The organism is Roseivirga ehrenbergii (genome assembly GCF_001593005.1).
Taxonomy (GTDB): Bacteria; Bacteroidota; Bacteroidia; order Cytophagales; family Cyclobacteriaceae; genus Roseivirga; species Roseivirga ehrenbergii.
On record NZ_LQZQ01000001.1, the window covers coordinates 148,203 to 167,573 of the forward strand.

Sequence of the window (19,371 nt, forward strand, 5' to 3'; positions counted from 1 at the left end):
CGTAGACATAAATGTATTCCTTACTTTAACACTTTAATATCAAACTTGAGCGCTCCCATTTGACCGTTATCACCATAAGCGTCAATATGAACATTAAAAATAGACCGGATATCTGAAGTGAAAAATGAAATCTCAGCTTCACCCTTTTCATCAGTAAGAATACTTGGTCTCCAAATCAAGGAATTTCTGTAATCTGTAAAAACCCTGTCTTCTGGTACTTTATCGTAATCTGGTTCATACACTTCAGGAATCCCATAATAGCCATTAAAGTAAGTAGTAGAGTTTGCTTCTTTAGGTGCTCTATAGGTTTTTAGAACTCCATTTATATATAGCCGTTCACCGTCCCTAGGCCTTCTGCCAAACGAATGGTTACGGCAGTTAAGAATGTCAAATGTGCAAACATAGTCGGTATTCTTACCTTCAATTATATTCCTTGCATGCCCACCAGCAACCCCATATTGATCTTGAGTCGCTTCAACTACAAAGTCGTCAAGCCTCTTTACATCATTTTCTATTTGAGGAAGAACATTCCAGTTTTTGGTCGAAGCAAATATTCTCTTTTGCTGGTCAAGCATATCCCAACTCCATTTGACGGTAGCATCGAAAGGTGTATGGAAATTTAAAAGAGCCCCTTCAAGCTGATCGGTTTTAAAAAACATTTTACCGCCTTTTGACCAATACAGCATATTATCTGTTAACATCAGTTCTCCATTTTTGTCTGTGCTTAAAATTGAAGCTCCAAACATAGATACCACCTGTATTTTTTGTTGGTCAAGGGCCTTAAGCACCTTTTTCGATACTGAATTAGGATTAATCTTTACAGACACTTGTAAGTCTGAATCAGTTAAATTTTCTGATTGAACTCTAGGCCAACGGTAAGAACGCCAGCCTTGGGTAAGCAAAAGCAAATCTAAATTATCTCTATCTCTTTTTAAATCACCAGAAAAATAGCTCTTGGGGTTATGCACTTGCCCCCTAATTTCATTCGACAAATAGAAAAAGGAAACAATATTATCTTCATCAAAAACAGATTTGAAAATTTCATCCACAACCGACAGACCAAGCACAGCCTGAATTGAGGCACCCTCATTATCCGTCACCTTTAGTTTGAGATCAACCCTTTCCTTTGTAGTATAATTGGCCTTATTGAGCTCATAAGTAATATTCAGACTATTTTGGTTGTTTACGAAAACCAAACGCTCCGCCAATATTTGCTCTGTGTTATTAGACAGATTTGCTTTAAGAATCCCCTTTGGCAACGATTGTGTTGGTATTTTCACCAAGGTTCCATCACCCGACATAATGATTTTGGACTCATAAAATAACTGGCCACGTTGTTCTATCCTAAAAGTCAATGAATCTCCTTCAAAACCTTCACTTTTCTTAACAGCAAAAAGAACTTCATTTTCGGTTTGTTTGGACACATTTAAAACAAAACCCGAATCAAAAATTTTCGGAAAACTATAAATCGAATCGATTTTAGGGGAAATAATAGAAACTGAATATTGCTTGGAGGGAAGCGGTAAAAAGTAAAAGCTACCCATTCCGTTATGGCGCGATTTAAAAGAGGTAACCACCGCTCCTTTTTCATCTATAACAACAGCAGAGTCAATATTAATGGGTGTTCCGTTTTGCTGAACCGCCTTAAAAGCAATTTGAGAAGAAATTCCCTCCACGAGATTTCCTCCTTCTGGCATTAAATTGAATTGGATACGCTGGGTATTTGTTGGCAAGGTAACTGGAAGTTCAAATTGCTCTTCACCCAAATCGGAATCCACGTCAATCTTCAATATTAGATTTTCGAATGACTTCAATTTATTGAAACTGGGCAAGGCAATACCTAAACTATCGGTGGTAGTTTTGACTCTAGCTACACGCTTATTTTCACTCCATATTTCAGCGTTAATTTTTGCTTTTTTCACCAAGTCCCCAGACCTTCTCACCACTTTAATTTTGGGTGACAACGTATTGCTTTCAGTCGTTAAAGCATTATCGAAATTTACATCCACTAATATTGAAGGAGTAATTCTTGATTTAAGCAGAATGCTTTTGGTCTTTTTCACCTCATCGGAAAAGGAGTTTCGAGTAAAGGCAAAAAGACTATATTCACCCTGTTTTAATGTGTCGGCTAAGAAGATATGCCCCTCTGCAAAACCATTGCTTATTTCGAAAATCTCTTTAAAAACAACTTGATTTTCAGCCTTACTCCTTAACTCTACAAACAAGGAAGAGTCTAGTCTTGAAGGAAGTAAATTCTGCGCGTTTAAAACAGTAGCGCTAAACCATAAATCTTCCCCCAGTTCAAAAACCGATTTATTGAGTTGAAGATAAATGGACTGTTCATTAGACGAGGTTTGCGCAGCCAAATATCCCTTAAGAGATATTTGAAGCCCAACAATAAAAAATAAGAGACTGATGAGCTTTTTCAATATTCACACATTAAATAAATAGACACCTTTCAAGTTGTTGAAAACAAAAAAGGTGTCTAAAAATACGTCAAAATCTACATATTCCTTCTATACTGCCCGCCTACTTCAAATAAGGCAGAAGTAATTTGACCAAGTGAGCAATACTTACAAGCTTCCATCAATTCTTCGAAAATATTTTGATTCTGAACTGCTGCCGTTTGAATTTTCTTAATCAGTTCTTCTGCTTTATCTGCATTTCCTTTTTGAAGTTGCTCAAGCATTTTAATCTGATATTCTTTCTCTTCAGGCGTAGCACGAATCACCTCTTTTGGCAATACTGTTGGCGAGCCTTTAGAGCTCAAGAAAGTGTTCACCCCAATAATTGGGAATTCACCCGTATGCTTAAGCGTTTCGTAGTAAAGTGATTCTTCCTGAATTTTACCTCGCTGGTACATAGTTTCCATAGCACCCAAAACGCCTCCACGTTCCGTAATTCTATCAAATTCTAAAAGAACAGCCTCTTCTACTAATTCTGTCAGCTCTTCAATAATGAAAGAACCTTGTAGTGGGTTTTCATTAGTAGCTAAACCTAATTCTTTGTTGATGATCAACTGAATGGCCATTGCTCTACGCACCGACTCTTCGGTTGGAGTGGTGATCGCCTCATCATAAGCATTGGTATGCAACGAGTTACAGTTGTCGTAAATCGCATACAAAGCCTGAAGCGTAGTTCTAATATCGTTGAAATCGATCTCCTGTGCGTGCAACGAACGACCCGAAGTTTGAATGTGGTATTTCAGCATTTGTGCCCTAGCATTGGCCCCATACTTCTGCTTCATGGCTTTCGCCCAAATTCTTCTGGCTACACGGCCAATCACCGCATATTCAGGATCAATTCCATTCGAGAAGAAGAAAGAAAGGTTCGGCCCGAACTTATCAATGTCCATTCCGCGGCTCAAGTAGTATTCTACATAAGTGAAGCCATTCGCCAAAGTAAAGGCCAATTGCGAAATTGGATTTGCGCCCGCCTCGGCAATATGATAACCAGAAATGGATACGGAATAGAAGTTTCTTACATTCTTATCGATAAAATATTGCTGAACATCCCCCATCAAACGAAGGGCAAATTCTGTAGAGAAAATACAAGTATTCTGCGCTTGGTCTTCTTTTAGAATATCGGCCTGAACCGTACCACGCACCACTGAAAGTGTTCTGGTTTTAATTTCTTGGTAAACATCGGCAGGTAAAACCTGATCGCCCGTAACGCCCAAAAGCATCAGCCCCAAACCATCATTCCCTTCAGGAAGTTCGCCTTGGTATTGCGGACGCGTTACGCCTTTCTTTTTATAAATCGCTTTGATTTTTTCTTCAACCTCAGCTTCCAATCCATTCTCTTTGATGTAAATCTCACATTGTTGGTCAATGGCGGCATTCATAAAGAAACCTAACAACATTGGCGCAGGGCCATTGATGGTCATTGAAACAGATGTGGTTGGATCAGACAAGTTGAAGCCTGAATACAGTTTTTTGGCATCGTCTAAGCAGCAAATACTTACCCCAGAGTTACCAATCTTACCATGAATATCTGGTCGGTAACCAGGGTCGTTTCCGTAAAGTGTCACTGAATCGAAAGCCGTAGACAGACGAGCTGCTGGCATTCCTAAGCTCACATAGTGGAAACGTCTGTTGGTTCTTTCTGGCCCGCCTTCACCTGCAAACATACGGGTTGGGTCTTCGCCCTCCCTTTTAAAAGGATAGATTCCGGCAGTATAAGGAAATTCGCCCGGTACATTCTCTTGCAACGACCATCTTAAAATATCTCCCCAACTTCTGAATTTTGGCAAAGACACTTTCGGCACTTGCGTGTGAGAAAGCGACTCGGTATGTGTCTTGATTTTAATTTCTTTGTCACGAACCTTGAAGGAATAAACGGGGTCGGTATAGGTTTTCTTCTTTGCTTCCCACTCTTCAATCACAATCCAGTTTCTTGGATCAAGATCTAACTTAACGGTTTCGTAAGTTTCTTGTAAACCTTTAATCAATCGGTCGCGATCGGCAATGGTCGAATTTTTAAGCGTTTCCATTGAGGTGTGTAAACCGTAAAGTTTATCGGCCACTTCAGCTTGGTTTAACGCCCACTCATCGTAGGAACGATTTGATTCAGAAATCTCTGAAAGGTAACGCGTTCTATGCGGAGGAATCACGAAGATCTTCTCCGACATTTCATTGGTAATCTCAAAGGTAGATTCCAGTTGAGCACCTGTTTTTTCTACCACTTTATCCATGATTACACGATAAAGCGAGTTCATTCCTGGGTCGTTGAACTGCGAAGCGATGGTGCCATAAACTGGCATATCATCCACCTTAGCAGACCACAGTCCGTGGTTACGTTGGAATTGCTTTTTAACATCACGCAGTGCATCTAACGCACCACGCTTATCGAATTTATTGAGGGCAATCACATCGGCAAAATCGAGCATGTCAATTTTTTCCAACTGTGTTGCGGCACCGTATTCTGGCGTCATCACATAAAGCGAAACATCAGAGTGGTCCAATATTTCAGTATCGGACTGACCAATACCAGAAGTTTCTAAAATAATAAGGTCGTACTGAGCGGCTTTCAAGATTTGAACTGCTTCGCGCACATGTTTTGAAAGTGCTAAATTCGATTGACGGGTGGCCAGCGAACGCATATAAACTCTTGAGTTGTTAATTGAATTCATTCGAATTCTATCGCCTAAAAGAGCTCCGCCTGTTTTTCTTTTCGAAGGATCTACCGATACAATAGCGATGGTTTTATCTTCAAAGTCCATTAAGAACCTACGTACCAATTCATCAACCAAAGACGATTTTCCAGAGCCACCTGTTCCTGTAATTCCAAGAATTGGCGTTTCTACTTTGTCCGCCATGGTGTGCACCTTGTCCATTTGGCTTTTCGATTCTTCAGGGAAGTTTTCCGCAGCAGAGATCATTCGTGCAATCGACTTTATGTTCTTTTCAACAATGTGGTCTACCTCATCGGTCAGGTTTTCTCCTGTAGGAAAATCGCACTGCTGCACCATGTCGTTAATCATGCCTTGCAAACCCATTTTACGTCCATCATCTGGAGAGTAAATTCGGGTAATGCCGTAATCCATCAATTCTTTGATTTCTTCAGGCAGAATTACACCTCCACCTCCACCGAAAATCTTAATGTGACCAGCACCTTTTTCCTTCAATAAATCGTGCATGTATTTGAAGTACTCCACGTGTCCACCTTGGTAAGAAGTCATGGCAATGGCCTGTGCATCTTCTTGAATGGCAGTATTAACCACTTCTTCTACACTTCTATCATGCCCCAAATGGATTACTTCGCAGCCAGTGGCTTGAATGATTCTCCGCATAATGTTGATGGCGGCATCGTGGCCATCGAAAAGCGAGGCGGCTGTTACTAATCTTACTTTATTTTTGGGTTTGTATGGTGCTACTTCTTGCATAAAATGGTGTTCTAAGCTATTGGATTGCGAATTTAAGCAAAAGCAATGAGTTTCCTAACAGTTGTTAGGAGGAAAGGAAAGACTAAATAATTATCAAGAACTGAAATGGAATTACTTCTCCAGTTCCTTCAAAGCCTTTTGGTTGATGTCGTCTTTAATTCCATCCAGAATATTCTGGATTTCACGGTCTGTCAATCGCCAACTTAAAGAAGCGCGGTTCGACTTCTGATTTTGATATTCGAATTCCACACGTCTTAAATGATTTCCATAATCAGATGAAATCATATCGAAGCGCTGTTCGTTTTTAATGGTCTGAATTTGATCCCAGCTTCTCACTGCACCTTGAATAGGGGAAATGAATTTCTGAACTAAGTTCTTTGAATGATCTTCTTCTACTGGCGGTTCTTTGCTTGAGTCTCGGATGGTAATCATCACCACTTCCGAAGTATTCTCTTTGATCCAATCTTTAAAAACATGCAGAAATGTGGTGGCATCAGAAATTCCGTAATTATCGGAAATCCCAGCATCGGCAATACTCATTTTAGGAGTAGTCGGCAAAGATATGGAAGGAGAAAAATACGGAAACGTAGCACTCATTCGCAGCGCGGTTAAAAATCTTAGGCTATCGGGCTGATGTTGAGCCAAAAGCAAATTAAAGTCTACTCCTTGAATTTTCGAATGATCTTTGTTTGCGCCTGTATTAAAAAAGGCGGTTGGATGAGGAGAAACATACAATTTTCGTCCATCATTTGTAATGGTTGAGCCTACAATCAGCAAAGGAATTTCAGCATTATATTCTGGCGCTCGGTAAGCAGAAATAGGCCGATCCAATAAGCCATGAAGGTTAGATTTTAGTCGCTGTTCAAACTCATAACCCCTTTCTTTTTTATACTTGAACCCACCGTATTCAAAACTTCTGAACTTTACGAAAAGGTCGTTTACCAGTAGCGTAAAAATGACAGGATTGAGCACATCTTTACTTATATCGACCAAATGCTCATGGGCTTGTGGATTAAAGTTCTTCCAGGCTAATTCTCGGTAAAAAGCGGCTCCAAACAATCCTCCCGAAGCACCAGTAATCATAAAGGTGTTATTCATTAATTCACCTTCAAATACAGAATCTGCATGTTGTAGTACATTGGTCGTCCATAAAGCCGAACGCTGCCCACCACCGCTCACCGTTACCAAAACCATTTTAGGCTTATCTTCTTTAAACTTTGCTTTCCAGTTTTGAAGTACTTCTAACATGTATGCTTTAGAAGCCTCCACGTTTTTTTCTGATGCATATTCTTGAAGATTTTCTAATGTGTATTCTGCCGGAGCACTCTCATAATTTAAACCATAAGCCGGATACTGGTAGCTAAGAAAATCCGTAGCAAAAACCATGTTCAGCAGTATAAATACCCCCACAATTCCACTGATAATCCATGACCTAAACCAAAAGCTTAAAGCACCGGTAAGCATCACGATCATAGTAAGCAAAAGCACTCCAGAAGCTGCTGCTGGTATTTGAAAAATGGCTACATCTTGAAAAAGCCCCAAACCAAAAATGATCAAAAGCACCAGTGATTCTATGATTATGGCATTTCGCTGATTCTGAAGAAAAACCCTCAAAATTGCCATTCTATCATAATATTCCTCGAAACGTCTGGTAGAATAAAATTTAAAATTGAGGCTCAAATAATAATTCACCTTCACCCTACTTCTTCTCAAGGATTGTAATTTCCTAAAGGCTTTGAGTTTTTGGCTGTTGGTTCTTTTTATTTTTAGTTGCTGATTAATTCCCAATACCTTAAAAATATCTCGATTGGTTTTAAAGAAGTAGGCAAACAGGAAAATCAAAAAGGCAATACATCCCAACAACACTCCAGCTACTTTAATCGCAATTCCCTGACCAGCCCCTCCTCCTGCATCGTGTTGAAACTGAATTATTTTAATCACATAAAACACCAAAAAGCTAAAAGGAATTATGGAGTTATTAATGCAAAAATGAGCCAATGGTTTGGGTAAAGTACCCAAAAAAGGAAACCTGAACCCATCTAGAATATAGCTGGTAATATTAAAGGCCATACCAAATCCAGCCACAGCGATACCCATGATAAAAAAGCCCCAAATGGAAACTTCATCTAAATAAACAGGATCTAAAAACAGATATGGTATTCCTAAATTTTCGCCAAAACTGCCTCCTACTGACGAAAACAAAATGAACCAGTACACCAATAAAAATTGGTTGTATTTAACATGTACAACCATTAGTTGCACAGGAAAACTGGACCATATCTTCTTTAATATTTTCAATTACTTTTCTTTACGTGTTCCTGCATATAACTCATACTCTAGCAAACGTGAGTCGATTTTTGCATTGTAAAACTCTACCCTTCTCTTGGTACGTAAACCAATTCGCTTGGCCAAGTCTAAATTTCCGGTAAACACATAGCCCATATACCCTTTACACTGCTGTTTGAAAAAGTCACCAATGGCAGAGTAGATTTCTTCCAAGTCTTTATCGGCCCCAAGTCGTTCTCCATATTCGGGGTTGAACATTACTACACCTGTTTCTTCAGGAATTTCAGTTTCTCTGAAATCACAAACCTGAAAATCAATTAAGTGATCAACACCCGCTGTTCGAGCATTCATTTTAGCGGCTGTAACCGCACTACTACTCAAATCTGATGCAATAATTTTAAAGTCGAGCTGATTTTTACGCTGCAATTCTGCTAGGCGTATATAGCCTTGCCATGAGTCTTCGCTGTATCCATTAATATGCATAAAACCGAAGTTTTCGCGGAATAAACCCGGGGCGGTATTGGTGGCTAGCAAAGCTGCTTCAATGACCAAAGTGCCACTTCCACACATTGGGTTTACAAAGGTGCTCTTCCTATCCCAATTACTGGCAATAATAGCCGAGGCCGCCAAAGACTCAATCATTGGGGCTTTGCCTGGTATTTTTCTATAACCGTGCTTGGCAATGGTTTGCCCTGAAGTATCGAAGTAAACTCGTACTTTGTCTTCCTTCCAGTATAAATGAACAACAGCACCATCTCTATCTGAGCCAGAATCTGGGCGTTCACCCTTTTTCTTTACAAATCGATCAGCAATTGCATCCTTCGCTCTTAAGTTAGCAAAACGATCATCTGTAATGGTGTCATTCTTTACATAAGAGGTAATCGAAAAATAATCATCTGTGTCGAAATAGTCTTCCCAAGGTATCTTAGACAGCTCTCTGTACAGCTCATCCGCGTTTTTCGCCCTAAACCTTCTGATTTGAAAAAGCACCCTTCCGGCCGTACGTAAAAACATGTTCAGCTTTAAACAATCGTCCATAAAGCCGTTTACTTCTACTTCTGTAATACTCTGGCTTTCAATTTTAAAGCCTAGCGCTTCAATTTCTTGAGCAAGCCAAGGGCTTTGTTTTGGAAAACAAGTGACAACAATTTGACTGGGGTAAGGGAATACTTGACTCATATTGGCGTGAAGTACCGAAATTTTTAACAAATTATTCGACTTCGAGAAGATAGCTGATATAAAACTTATAAACCAGCGATAATTCTACCTAAAACTTGAGCAAGTTTCTTCGATAGAAATTCCAAATCTCTACTGTTTTCATCAATATCAATTGTATTTTTGACCCCTCATTTAAAGAATGGAATTATGAAGACTTGGTTTACCTGTAAGGTGAAATATATGAAGGAAGACGAGCAAGGTCGTACTAAAAGCGTGAGCGAAACTTACTTGGCCGATGCCCTTTCTTTTACCGAAGCCGAAGCTAAAATCTATGAAGAAATTGGCCAGCGTGTAATGGGCGAATTTCAGGTAACTGGCATAGCAAAAAGCAGAGTTACTGATGTTTTTGAATACCCAGATGCTGATACATTCTTTAACTGCAAAGTAGTATACATGGCTGCAGATGCTGATTCTGGAAAAGAAAAGAAGATTTCTAACTTGATGATGGTAACCGCCAGCGATGTAAAGCAAGCTTATGAACGTATTCGCGAAAGCTTGAACAATATGTTGGTTACCTTTACCATTCCTGAAGTGAAGGAATCGCCAGTTTTGGAGATTTTCCATCATACTGCTGAGCAAAAAGTACCAGAAGGATTTAAGCCTATTGCTGAAGTTCAGGGTTCACCAGAAGAAAACGAAGAAGATGACGAAATTTGATCAAGTAAATCCCGCTGCATTCGAGTGCTTAAGGGCCAAGTTAAAAAGTCAGGGCATCGAACTTCAAGGCATTAGTGGTTATCTGTCTAAAAACGGAATTTCACTCGATTTCGAGTATTCTGAAGCCGAGGAAAGCCTTACCATTTCAAACCTAGAAGTAGGTTTTCCTGCCTCAATGATTGGCATGAACAAAGACAAAGTACTCGGTATTTTGGAGAAGGCCATTTCTGAATGTAGAGGATAAAAGATGAACAGCAAGTACATTTTTGGCGCACTGATTACTATTCCAATGCTGCCCATTATGTACTTTCAAGGCAAAAGAATACGCGCCAGCGTGCCTTCTTTGCCAGAAGCAAAAGGTACGGAAGGAAGTATCCTATCATTTTCTTCTTCCAAACCACTTAAAATCATTGCCCTTGGTGAAAGTACCATTGCTGGAGTGGGTGTGAAAACGCACGAAGAAGGCTTTACCGGAACTTTTGCCAATCACTTGGCCACTCAACTCAGCACAAATATCAGCTGGAAGGTCTATGCGAAAAGCGGCTATACTGCTAAACGCGTAACGGAAAGGTTAATCCCAAAAATTGAAGAAACGGAAGCCGATCTCCTCGTGGTTGGCCTTGGCGGAAACGATTCGTTTACTTTCAACAGCCCAAATCAGTGGGCAAAAGATATTGACGCATTGATTATTGCTTTGAAGAGAAAATTCAGAAACACTCCGATTCTCTTCACCAGCATGCCCCCAATCAAGCTATTCCCAGCTTTTACAAGCCTCATTAAGTTTTCTATGGGGAACTTGGTTGAAATGCTGGGCGAAAGGGTTGAGCAAACCATCGCCAAACATGAAAATGTTTTTTACGATGCCCAGAAAATCAGTTTTGAAAATTGGATCGATAAAATAGATCCATCTATGACCAGCGCAGATTTCTTTAGTGATGGCGTTCATCCTTCTAAACTTACCTATCAGGTTTGGGCAAAGGAAACCGCTAATTATGCGGTTCAGAATTCGCTGATCAAGGTTTGACTTTTACTTTATATCTGGAAAAACCCTCCAAAAGTTCTCTTTTATAGATTGAATGAAGCCATTAGCTCCTGCTGATCTAGGGACATCAACTTTTGGAGGGTTCCGACCATTAGTACAGAATGCTAAAGTCTATTATCTAAGTACTAGGTACTCAATACTACTTCAATACCCATACTTTTCTTTCCACATGGCTTGTAGACGCTTGCGCATTTCTTCTTCGCGTGGGTTTTTACCCGGATCGTAAAGTTTGGTTCCTTTAATTTCCGCAGGCATAAATTCTTGGTTTACAAAGTTACCGGGGAAGTTATGCGAGTATTTGTAGCCTTTGCCATAGCCCTCTTCCTTCATCAATTTGGTTGGCGCATTACGGATGGGCAGCGGCACTTGTAAATCGCCCGTTTGACGCACCAAAGCTTGGGCTTCATTTATGGCCATGTAGGCCGCATTACTTTTAGCAGAAGCCGCCAAATAAGTAACGCATTGGGACAAAATGATTCTACCCTCAGGATAACCAATCATACTCACCGCCTGAAATGCATTGGTGGCAATCACCAAAGCAGTGGGGTTTGCATTGCCAATATCTTCGGAAGCCAATATGACCAACCTGCGGGCAATGAACTTTATGTCTTCACCGCCTTCAATCATTCTCGCTAAATAATACACCGCTGCATTCGGGTCGCTGCCGCGAATGGATTTGATGAAAGCAGAAATAATATCGTAATGTTGTTCACCCGACTTATCGTAAATGGCCACCCGCTGTTGCGCAATGTCGATCACTTTATCGTCTGTGATTTCTACTTCTTCGCCACCAAGATTTTCCACCACCAAATCGAGTAAATTCAGCAGCTTTCTGGCATCTCCACCAGAAATACTGAACAGCGCTTGGGTTTCCTTTAAATGGATAGTTTTCTGGCTCAAAATCTTATCCTTCTGAATGGCGCTTTCCACCAAGCGAAGCAGGTCTTCTTTAGAGAGCGCTTTGAGTGTGTACACCTGCGATCGCGACAAAAGTGCCGAGTTGACTTCGAACGAAGGATTTTCTGTGGTGGCACCAATTAAGGTAACATCTCCCTTTTCTACCGCACCCAAAAGGGCATCTTGCTGCGACTTATTAAAGCGGTGAATCTCATCAATAAAAAGAATGGTTTTCGATTGAAATTTGGCTCTTTGAATTACCACTCTTATCTCTTTTACGCCAGAACTGATGGCACTCAAAGGGATGAAAGGTGCTTTAACTGTATTCGCGATAATATTGGCAATGGTCGTTTTACCCACGCCCGGAGGCCCCCAAAGAATCATGGATGGAATTCCGCCCGACTCTATGGCCCTGCGTAACACCCCGTTTTTTCCTACCAAATGTTCTTGACCAATCAGGTCGTCTAAGGTTTGGGGACGGATGCGTTCGGCAAGGGGTTTTTGAGACATTTCCATGCAACGAAATTAGGAAGGTTATGTGAGAAGAGTGATGACAACTCTCCAAAAGTTATTCAACAATTTTTTATGGTTCTATATAAGTCGGTTTTATTACGAGCTAAACTTTTGGAGAGTTTATCAAGAGCATCAAAACCTTCGCTCCCACTGGCTGGCTTGTTGCTTTTTACGCATTTCGCCAGAGTCAATCATTTCTTGAAGGCGAGGCAAACGTTCCGCATTTTTAGAGGTCATGTGCCAGTAACCGCAGTCACGACATTCATATACATTCTGTGGCCCTTGATGTTCGGCAAAACCTTTATAGATATGCTGATCGATCAGGGCATCTTCGGCCAACTGCTGAGAATCGTATTGAATTTTACCTGAGGAGCAACGCATAGCGCAAAGATACTGAAGAGGAATTGGTTTAAAGTAATCGGCAATGGCTAAATCCTCACTCTTCAATAGTGTATTATACTGCACTTATCACATAAGAATCGTATTTCATGTTATGCTTTACCACTGAATAGTGTATTATACCGCACTTTTTAGTATTCTTCATAAAACATTGCCTACATTTATATCGTAAAGAGCAATACAATGCACCTTCAAGAAATAGCTGAGCATATAAAAGAGAGAAGAAAAGCCCTAGGAATTAGTCAGGAAGACTTGGCCTCATTGTCTGACGTAAGCTTGAGAACCATAAAAGCGATAGAATCGAACAAAGGAAACCCAACGCTACAAACGCTTTACGATTTGGCCAATGTACTAGGCATGGAACTCAAATTGGTGATCAAGCAACTAAACGCATAATCAAATGAGACAGGCAGATGTTTTCTACAATGAAGAAAAAGCGGGGGTGCTTTCCGAGAGCTCTGATAAAAAATATCGTTTCCGCTATTCAGACTCATATTTTGCCAACCCTGAAAAGCCAGCCATAAGCCTCACATTACCCAAAAACCAACAAGAGTATAATTCTGATACGCTGTTCCCATTTTTTTATAACCTAATCGCTGAAGGTGCCAACTTAAGTCTACAGAGCAAATATTTAAAAATAGACAAACAAGATTTTTTCGGAATATTGTGTGCCACCACTCAGTATGACGCCATTGGCCCTGTTACATTAAAGGTGACTACAGATGAGTAATTCGATTATCAAATATTGCCCGTCTACACTTTCCGAAGGCTATAACACTTATAGCTCTACGGCCTTAAAGCGTGTTTTTTATGGTAAGAAGGTAAATCATGTTTTACCATTTTCACCTCCACAGCTGGACGAAAAAGTAGCGGAAGATTTTCGACAAAACCGTAAGCAAATGTCGATTTCGGGGGTGCAAATCAAGCAGTCGATGCGACTGGAGAAAAACCAATTGCAACTTGTAGAAGAAGGTCAGCAGGGACTTTACATTTTAAAGCCTATCCCTCATAGAGAAACCATTGGACAGGTACTCGACCTTCCTGCCAATGAACACCTCACTATGCAAATTGCCCGACAGGTTTTTAAACTCAATGTGGCCGAATGCGCAATTATTTTCTTTAACAATGGCGAACCCGCTTATATCACCAAACGCTTCGATATTGCTCCCAATCAGGACATTTCAGGGAAAAGCGTTTTCAAGAAAATAGGTCAAGAGGATTTTGCTGCCCTATCGGGTTATACCAGCGAAAACAGAGGAGCAGCATTTAAGTATGAAGGGGCTTATGAAAATATCGCATTATTAATGCGAAAGTTTGTACCTGCTTATTCGGTAGAAATTGAAAAGTTCTTTTCACTAGTGCTGTTCAACTATCTTTTTGCAAATGGCGATGCCCACCTCAAAAATTTCTCGTTACAACAAACACCACAAGGAGACCACATTCTTGCTCCGGCATACGACCTGTTGAACACACGAATCCATATCGAAAACGATACGGCCATGGCTTTAAAGGACGGCCTTTTTATTGATGATTATGAAACCAAAAGCTTTAAGGCCAATGGTTTTTACGCCTACGATGATTTTTTTGAGTTCGCGCAGCGGATAGGTCTAAACGAGAAAAGAGCCATTAGAATACTCCAGAACTTCCGTACCGAACACGAATTGATCAAAACCTTTATTGACCGAAGCTTTCTTTCAGAAAAGAACAAAAGCCGTTACTATGCTTTTTATCAAGACAGGTTGAAGGCGATTAATTATTCTTTTGAGAAAAGGATTTGAAAGCCAAATCAAATAAATCTTTTATACATAAATGCCCTGCCTCTGCCAGACTTCAACTTCTCGAAAGCTAAGGCCTTATATTTTTCAGGAAAATTGATGGTGAGCACTACATCGAAAAGCAATCTGAGTTTTGTGTAACTCACTTCTCCTTTATTGTGCCTTTTTAATCTTTCTTCAAGATTACCAGTACAGCCCATATAATGAGAGCCGTCTGAACACTTGAGGATGTAAACGGTGTGCATGAGTGAAATTTCTTATCATTCAAGATAAAAATTTACGAGACTACTTACACATAAGGAAAGTGAATTTAAATATAGTAAGGAGCCCACCTTCACCAAGAGCTATAATAGACATTCCACCTTCATTAAAGCTACGGTAGACGCAGTGGTGGAGTTTTTCCACCGAAGCCCGCATGTACTGAGGTAATCCACCTACGCCAAGGCTTCGGTGGATAAAAAAAAGCCCGCTTACGCACAAGGCTTCAGCGGGCATAGGTGGAGCCGGAGGGGTTCGAACCCTCGTCCAGATAAGGAACACTAAGCGCCTTCTACATGCTTATTCGCTGATTAGTTTTCGAGTGTAGCAAGGTCAGCAACCAACCTAATCTACACCTTATTCGCAATTGATCTTACCGCTTCTATCACGATACCTAGAAGTAGCCAGGTCTGCGTGTGATGCCTCGATTTCCCACCCGGCAGACCAGGGGGTGAGAGAGACACATTGCTACTAATTCTTAATTAGGCAGCAAGGGCGTATTGTCTTTCGCCAATTATAAATGTGAAAGTTTTATTTAAGGGAAATACTCACAACTCCCTGCATGCTTACACTTGCATTACACCTACTGTCAATTCCAGTCGGCCCCATGTTATATAAGTAAAGGCCGTTTGCCTTTCCATTGAATCTGCGAAAGTACGGTCTTTTCTACATCTTCTGAAACATCTTGAACAAAAGAATGTTGCTAGAAAGTTTCAAAACCCGCACTTATACTTATTCTTTAAAACCCTATGCCCCAAAAAAGGTTATGTAAGAACAAATTTAAAAAACGCATTATGAAAACTACAGATAGAACACTTTCACAGATATTGGCAGAGTTAAACGAACAAGGTTTTAAGGAACAATTTACAGCCAAGGAAAAGAATATTGTGGCCACAGCCAGCAAGAAAGAATACACACCTTACCAACTAAAAATCGTGAAAACGTATCGCTTTGATGGCATGACGAACCCAGGTGATGAGGAAGAGATTTTTGTAATCGAAGCCAATGATGGTACTAGAGGTACATTAATTATGGCTGGAGGTCCTGATCAGTCGCAGAATGTAGAGTTGGTGAAGGAAATTCCTGAGGCTGCTCCATTGGACTAAGCTCATCATCAAGTGAAATTCGACCACTAGATAAGATTCTGGCGGTTATTCCTCCGTGCCCACGCATGGCGTTATAGCCGCCATTTCCTAAGTTTTCTTCCATTCGGGAACAAGGATGACAATCGCCAGTATGTTCCAACACAGTATTCCCAATTCGGAATTTCTTTCCTTTTAAGGCTTGAAGATTAATCCCTTCCACAACAATATTCCTTCTCAACAATAAAGGATCAACTTCAGCTTGACCAATCATAGAAGCCACAGCCTTTATATGCTCCGCTTGAATCAGCGTTACTTGCCGCTTTCCTCCTTTCGAGGCATAATGATCACCTTCCAAACCGATTCCTTCAATAGCATAAACTTCTTGCACAGTTTGCGGCAGCTCTCCTCTTTGAGGTCGAATAGAAATAAAAACCACCTTGCCAACTTGAGCAAACTGGTTGGTTAAATAAGGAATCGACTTTTGCTCGAGAGAAAGCTTCATCTATTTTTTCGGAACAAGATTTTGAACTTGTGCTTCTTCCGCAACCCTGTAAGGTTGAAAAGGAATTTTGAGCAGGTTCACCATATCATCATTCTCTTTAGGGTCCATATGGGTATCAATCCCATAAATCAACTCTTTCGTATCTTCCACTTGGGCGAAAGTGCCAAAAATGCGATCCCATATAGAAAAGATGTTTCCAAAGTTGGTATCGGTTAGAGGTTGCGTATAATGATGATGCACCTTGTGCATTAATGGCGTAACAAACAACCAAGAAAGCACTCTATCTACTGATTTCGGCATGCGAATATTAGCATGAGTTATATGAGCGAAGAGCACAGAAAGACTCTGATACACCATAATGAGCCACATAGGTGCGCCTACAATAATTACGGCAAGAATGGTAAATCCAATTCTGAAAATGGTTTCTCCTGGATGATGCCGCAAACCCGTAGTAACATCTACTGTGGTATCGCTATGGTGTACCAAATGAAATTTCCACATCCATTTTACTTTGTGCTCGGTATAATGCACTAAATAAGCGCCTATAAAATCGAGCAGTAAAACACCAACAATCAATTGCCCCCAAAGTGGTAGATCAACGACATACAGCAGCCCAAACTGATTATTAGCTACCATATTTGAAGCAGCCAAAAGCACACCTGCCAAACCAAAACCAATAATGGCTGTAGTTAAGGTGAAAAAGAGGTTGAGCCCTGCATGCCTTACTTTTTTATATTGAAAAGCAAAAAGCGGAAGTGTTCCTTCAATGATCCAGAAAACCACCACTCCGCCAATTAAAATCCCCGCCCGAAACTCTGTGGGGATATTATCAAAGAAATTTACCAAACTTTCCATCTTACAATTTATTCTGCTTGCCTAACATATGCAACGTTCGAGCTTAATTTAGAAAGCATAATTCTTTAACTTTCAACACTCAAACCAATACTATGTCTTTTAAAAACTCAGTCCTCCTTCTGCTTATTTTCTTTTCAACCCAAATACTGAAAGCTCAAGAATTTTCAAGGGCAGTGCGGCCTTATGTGGCTGTGCAAGAAAACGTTGTCGCCCTTACGCATGCTAAAACCATTGACGGCACTGGTGCAGATATCAAAACGAATCAAACTTTGGTTTTTGAAAATGGAATTATTACCGCCATGGGAAACACTGGTGAAGTACCGATTCCCGCTGGCGTGAAGGTAATTGACTGCACTGGCAAAACGATAATGCCCGGAATGGTCATGCTCCACGAACATATTTTTTATCCAAAACCTTTCGATGGCATTTTTAGCGTTTCACAAATGACATTTACTTTTCCGCGTCTGTATTTGGCGGGAGGTGTAACCACCATTCGTACTGCAGGTAGTATTGAACCGCAAACTGATTTGAACATTAGAAAATGGATTGAACAAGGAAGAATGTTGGGTCCAAAAATGGACTTAACAAGTCCGTTTATAGAAAGAGAAGGCACATCAGTACCAGAAGTGGGTGTGATTGAAAGTTCAGACGAAGCTGCAGAAATGGTGAATTATTGGGCAGACAGAGGCATTAATTCCTTTAAGGTTTATCAGAACATAACAAAAGAAGATTTAAAAAGTGTAGTAAACGCTGCGCACGCCAAAGGAAAAAAAGTAACTGGCCATATCTGCTCTGTGACTTATCGCGAAGCAGCTGAAATTGGCATAGACAATATTGAGCATGGTTTCTTCCAAAGCTCTGATTTTGTAGGAGACAAGGTAGATGACTTCTGTCCTGCTTTTAAACGCGGACAAGCATTACGCGCCTTACCAGTAGACGCCCCTGAAATGAAGGAGCTCATGGAGTTCTTGATCGAAAAAGATGTAGCGGTAACTTCTACCCTCACCGTTTTTGAGCCTTATACCGATAGAGAAGTAGTCTTGGGTGGTGGTTTAGACGCCATTAGTCCAGAAATTCGTGAGAGCCTTGAAACTAGCCATAAGCGTCAGCAAGGGCGAGACGAAACTGCCATGCTTGACTTTCAAAAGCAAATGGCTTGGGAGAAAATGTTTTACGAAATGGGTGGAAAACTTTTGGCAGGCACCGACCCCACTGGGGCGGGCAGAACCATTGCAGGCTATGCTAATCAGCGCATGATTGAGCTTTTTATTGAGGCAGGCTTTTCGCTAACAGAAGCAATAAAAATATCAACTTTGGATGGTGCTAAATTTTTAGAACGTGCCGATAAAGTAGGCTCATTAGAGGTTGGTAAACAAGCCGATATTCTAATCATCGGTGGAGATTTAGAAGCGGACGTAAGCAATATTCGAAAAATGGAAATTGTGTTTAAAGATGGCGTAGGGTTTAACTCTCCGGCCATTTTTAAATCAATGAATGGCAAAGTAGGCATGTATTAGATTTCAACTTTTTAAATAAACAGTCGTGAAGAACATTTTTAAGCCAGAAGTAACTCAAGAGGTCATTGACAGAATCAACAAACTTACACCAGAGAGCCAACCACTTTGGGGTAAAATGAATGTGGGACAAATGCTAGCACATTGCAGCGTTACTTACGAAATGATTTATGACGGCACACATCAGCCGCCAAAAGGCATGATGAAATTGATGCTGAAGTTTTTCGTGAAAGGAATGGTGACAAGTGAGAAGCCATATAAAAAGAATTTAAGAACTGCTCCCGCATTTTTAATGACTGCCGAAAAGGACTTCGAAACTGAGAAAAAAAGGCTTATTGACTACCTTACCAAAACGCAAGTACTTGGCGAATCGCATTTCGACAATAAGGAGTCTCTTTCCTTTGGGCGACTAAGTATCACCGAATGGAATAATATGTTTTATAAGCATTTAGACCATCACTTGACCCAATTTGGCGTCTAAACCCA

At 40.5% G+C, this 19,371-nt stretch carries 18 protein-coding genes and 1 other RNA gene; 9 read left to right on the top strand and 10 right to left on the bottom strand.

Features of this window, described 5'->3' with window-relative positions; translation table 11 throughout:
• Positions 1-20: 20 nt before the first annotated feature.
• The 4 genes from MB14_RS00695 to MB14_RS00710 form a co-directional block, all read right to left on the bottom strand.
• On the bottom strand, positions 21-2,429 hold the full coding sequence (locus MB14_RS00695) for a hypothetical protein (protein WP_062587649.1): 2,409 nt from the start codon (positions 2,427-2,429) through the stop codon (positions 21-23).
• Between the two features lie 74 nt (positions 2,430-2,503).
• Positions 2,504-5,884: a methylmalonyl-CoA mutase family protein gene (locus tag MB14_RS00700; protein WP_062587651.1), complete on the bottom strand. Its 3,381-nt coding sequence runs from the start codon at positions 5,882-5,884 to the stop codon at positions 2,504-2,506.
• Positions 5,885-5,995: 111 nt separating this feature from the next.
• Positions 5,996-8,137: a patatin-like phospholipase family protein gene (locus MB14_RS00705; protein ID WP_062587653.1), complete on the bottom strand. Its 2,142-nt coding sequence runs from the start codon at positions 8,135-8,137 to the stop codon at positions 5,996-5,998.
• Between the two features lie 45 nt (positions 8,138-8,182).
• Positions 8,183-9,379, bottom strand: coding sequence for a THUMP domain-containing class I SAM-dependent RNA methyltransferase (locus tag MB14_RS00710; protein ID WP_246032627.1), 1,197 nt, complete (start codon positions 9,377-9,379; stop codon positions 8,183-8,185).
• A gap of 156 nt (positions 9,380-9,535) precedes the next feature.
• Between MB14_RS00710 and MB14_RS00715 the strand changes: the two genes are divergently transcribed.
• Genes MB14_RS00715 through MB14_RS00725 form a run of 3 tightly spaced genes read left to right on the top strand, consistent with a single transcriptional unit; the run spans position 9,536 to position 11,069 of the window.
• Complete coding sequence (locus MB14_RS00715) at positions 9,536-10,045, top strand: DUF4494 domain-containing protein (RefSeq protein WP_062587656.1); 510 nt, start codon at positions 9,536-9,538, stop codon at positions 10,043-10,045.
• Positions 10,032-10,289, top strand: a complete 258-nt coding sequence (locus MB14_RS00720) for a hypothetical protein (protein ID WP_062587658.1) — start codon at positions 10,032-10,034, stop codon at positions 10,287-10,289. Before MB14_RS00715 ends, MB14_RS00720 begins: the two co-directional genes overlap by 14 nt.
• A 3-nt stretch (positions 10,290-10,292) precedes the next feature.
• Positions 10,293-11,069 (top strand): SGNH/GDSL hydrolase family protein, encoded by a 777-nt coding sequence (locus MB14_RS00725; RefSeq protein WP_062587659.1) that lies wholly within the window; start codon positions 10,293-10,295, stop codon positions 11,067-11,069.
• Positions 11,070-11,231: 162 nt separating this feature from the next.
• Here the strand turns inward: MB14_RS00725 and MB14_RS00730 are convergent, their stop codons facing one another.
• Together MB14_RS00730 and MB14_RS00735 are read right to left on the bottom strand one after the other, a co-directional pair.
• On the bottom strand, positions 11,232-12,494 hold the full coding sequence (locus tag MB14_RS00730; RefSeq protein ID WP_062588157.1) for a replication-associated recombination protein A: 1,263 nt from the start codon (positions 12,492-12,494) through the stop codon (positions 11,232-11,234).
• 135 nt (positions 12,495-12,629) lie between these two features.
• Positions 12,630-12,962, bottom strand: coding sequence for a hypothetical protein (locus MB14_RS00735; protein WP_132644093.1), 333 nt, complete (start codon positions 12,960-12,962; stop codon positions 12,630-12,632).
• Between the two features lie 117 nt (positions 12,963-13,079).
• Here MB14_RS00735 and MB14_RS00740 point away from each other — a divergent pair, with 117 nt between their 5' ends.
• The 3 genes from MB14_RS00740 to MB14_RS00750 are packed head-to-tail and all read left to right on the top strand — an operon-like array spanning position 13,080 to position 14,674.
• Positions 13,080-13,292 carry a helix-turn-helix transcriptional regulator gene (locus MB14_RS00740; protein WP_062587663.1) on the top strand — a complete coding sequence of 71 codons (213 nt, stop codon included), beginning with the start codon at positions 13,080-13,082 and terminating at the stop codon, positions 13,290-13,292.
• Positions 13,293-13,296: 4 nt separating this feature from the next.
• Positions 13,297-13,626, top strand: coding sequence for a HipA N-terminal domain-containing protein (locus tag MB14_RS00745; protein WP_062587665.1), 330 nt, complete (start codon positions 13,297-13,299; stop codon positions 13,624-13,626).
• Entirely contained in the window at positions 13,619-14,674 is a 1,056-nt protein-coding gene (locus tag MB14_RS00750) for a type II toxin-antitoxin system HipA family toxin (protein ID WP_084375906.1), read from the top strand. The genes MB14_RS00745 and MB14_RS00750 overlap by 8 nt, the downstream gene beginning before the upstream one ends.
• An 8-nt stretch (positions 14,675-14,682) precedes the next feature.
• On the opposite strand, the gene MB14_RS00755 is transcribed toward MB14_RS00750, so the two are convergent.
• Positions 14,683-14,916 carry a GIY-YIG nuclease family protein gene (locus tag MB14_RS00755; protein ID WP_062587667.1) on the bottom strand — a complete coding sequence of 78 codons (234 nt, stop codon included), beginning with the start codon at positions 14,914-14,916 and terminating at the stop codon, positions 14,683-14,685.
• 250 nt (positions 14,917-15,166) lie between these two features.
• Positions 15,167-15,536: a transfer-messenger RNA gene (gene ssrA, locus MB14_RS00760) on the bottom strand.
• Between the two features lie 187 nt (positions 15,537-15,723).
• On the opposite strand from ssrA, the gene MB14_RS00765 reads away from it, so the two are divergent.
• Positions 15,724-16,035 (top strand): hypothetical protein, encoded by a 312-nt coding sequence (locus MB14_RS00765; RefSeq protein WP_062587669.1) that lies wholly within the window; start codon positions 15,724-15,726, stop codon positions 16,033-16,035.
• On the opposite strand, the gene MB14_RS00770 is transcribed toward MB14_RS00765, so the two are convergent.
• Positions 15,959-16,516 carry an MOSC domain-containing protein gene (locus MB14_RS00770; RefSeq protein WP_062587671.1) on the bottom strand — a complete coding sequence of 186 codons (558 nt, stop codon included), beginning with the start codon at positions 16,514-16,516 and terminating at the stop codon, positions 15,959-15,961. The two genes, MB14_RS00765 and MB14_RS00770, sit on opposite strands and share 77 nt — an antisense overlap.
• On the bottom strand, positions 16,517-17,371 hold the full coding sequence (locus MB14_RS00775; RefSeq protein WP_062587673.1) for a sterol desaturase family protein: 855 nt from the start codon (positions 17,369-17,371) through the stop codon (positions 16,517-16,519).
• Positions 17,372-17,463: 92 nt separating this feature from the next.
• Here MB14_RS00775 and MB14_RS00780 point away from each other — a divergent pair, with 92 nt between their 5' ends.
• On the top strand, positions 17,464-18,888 hold the full coding sequence (locus MB14_RS00780) for an amidohydrolase family protein (protein ID WP_062587675.1): 1,425 nt from the start codon (positions 17,464-17,466) through the stop codon (positions 18,886-18,888).
• A 25-nt stretch (positions 18,889-18,913) separates the two neighbouring features.
• Positions 18,914-19,366, top strand: coding sequence for a DUF1569 domain-containing protein (locus MB14_RS00785; protein ID WP_062587677.1), 453 nt, complete (start codon positions 18,914-18,916; stop codon positions 19,364-19,366).
• Positions 19,367-19,371 lie beyond the last annotated feature (5 nt).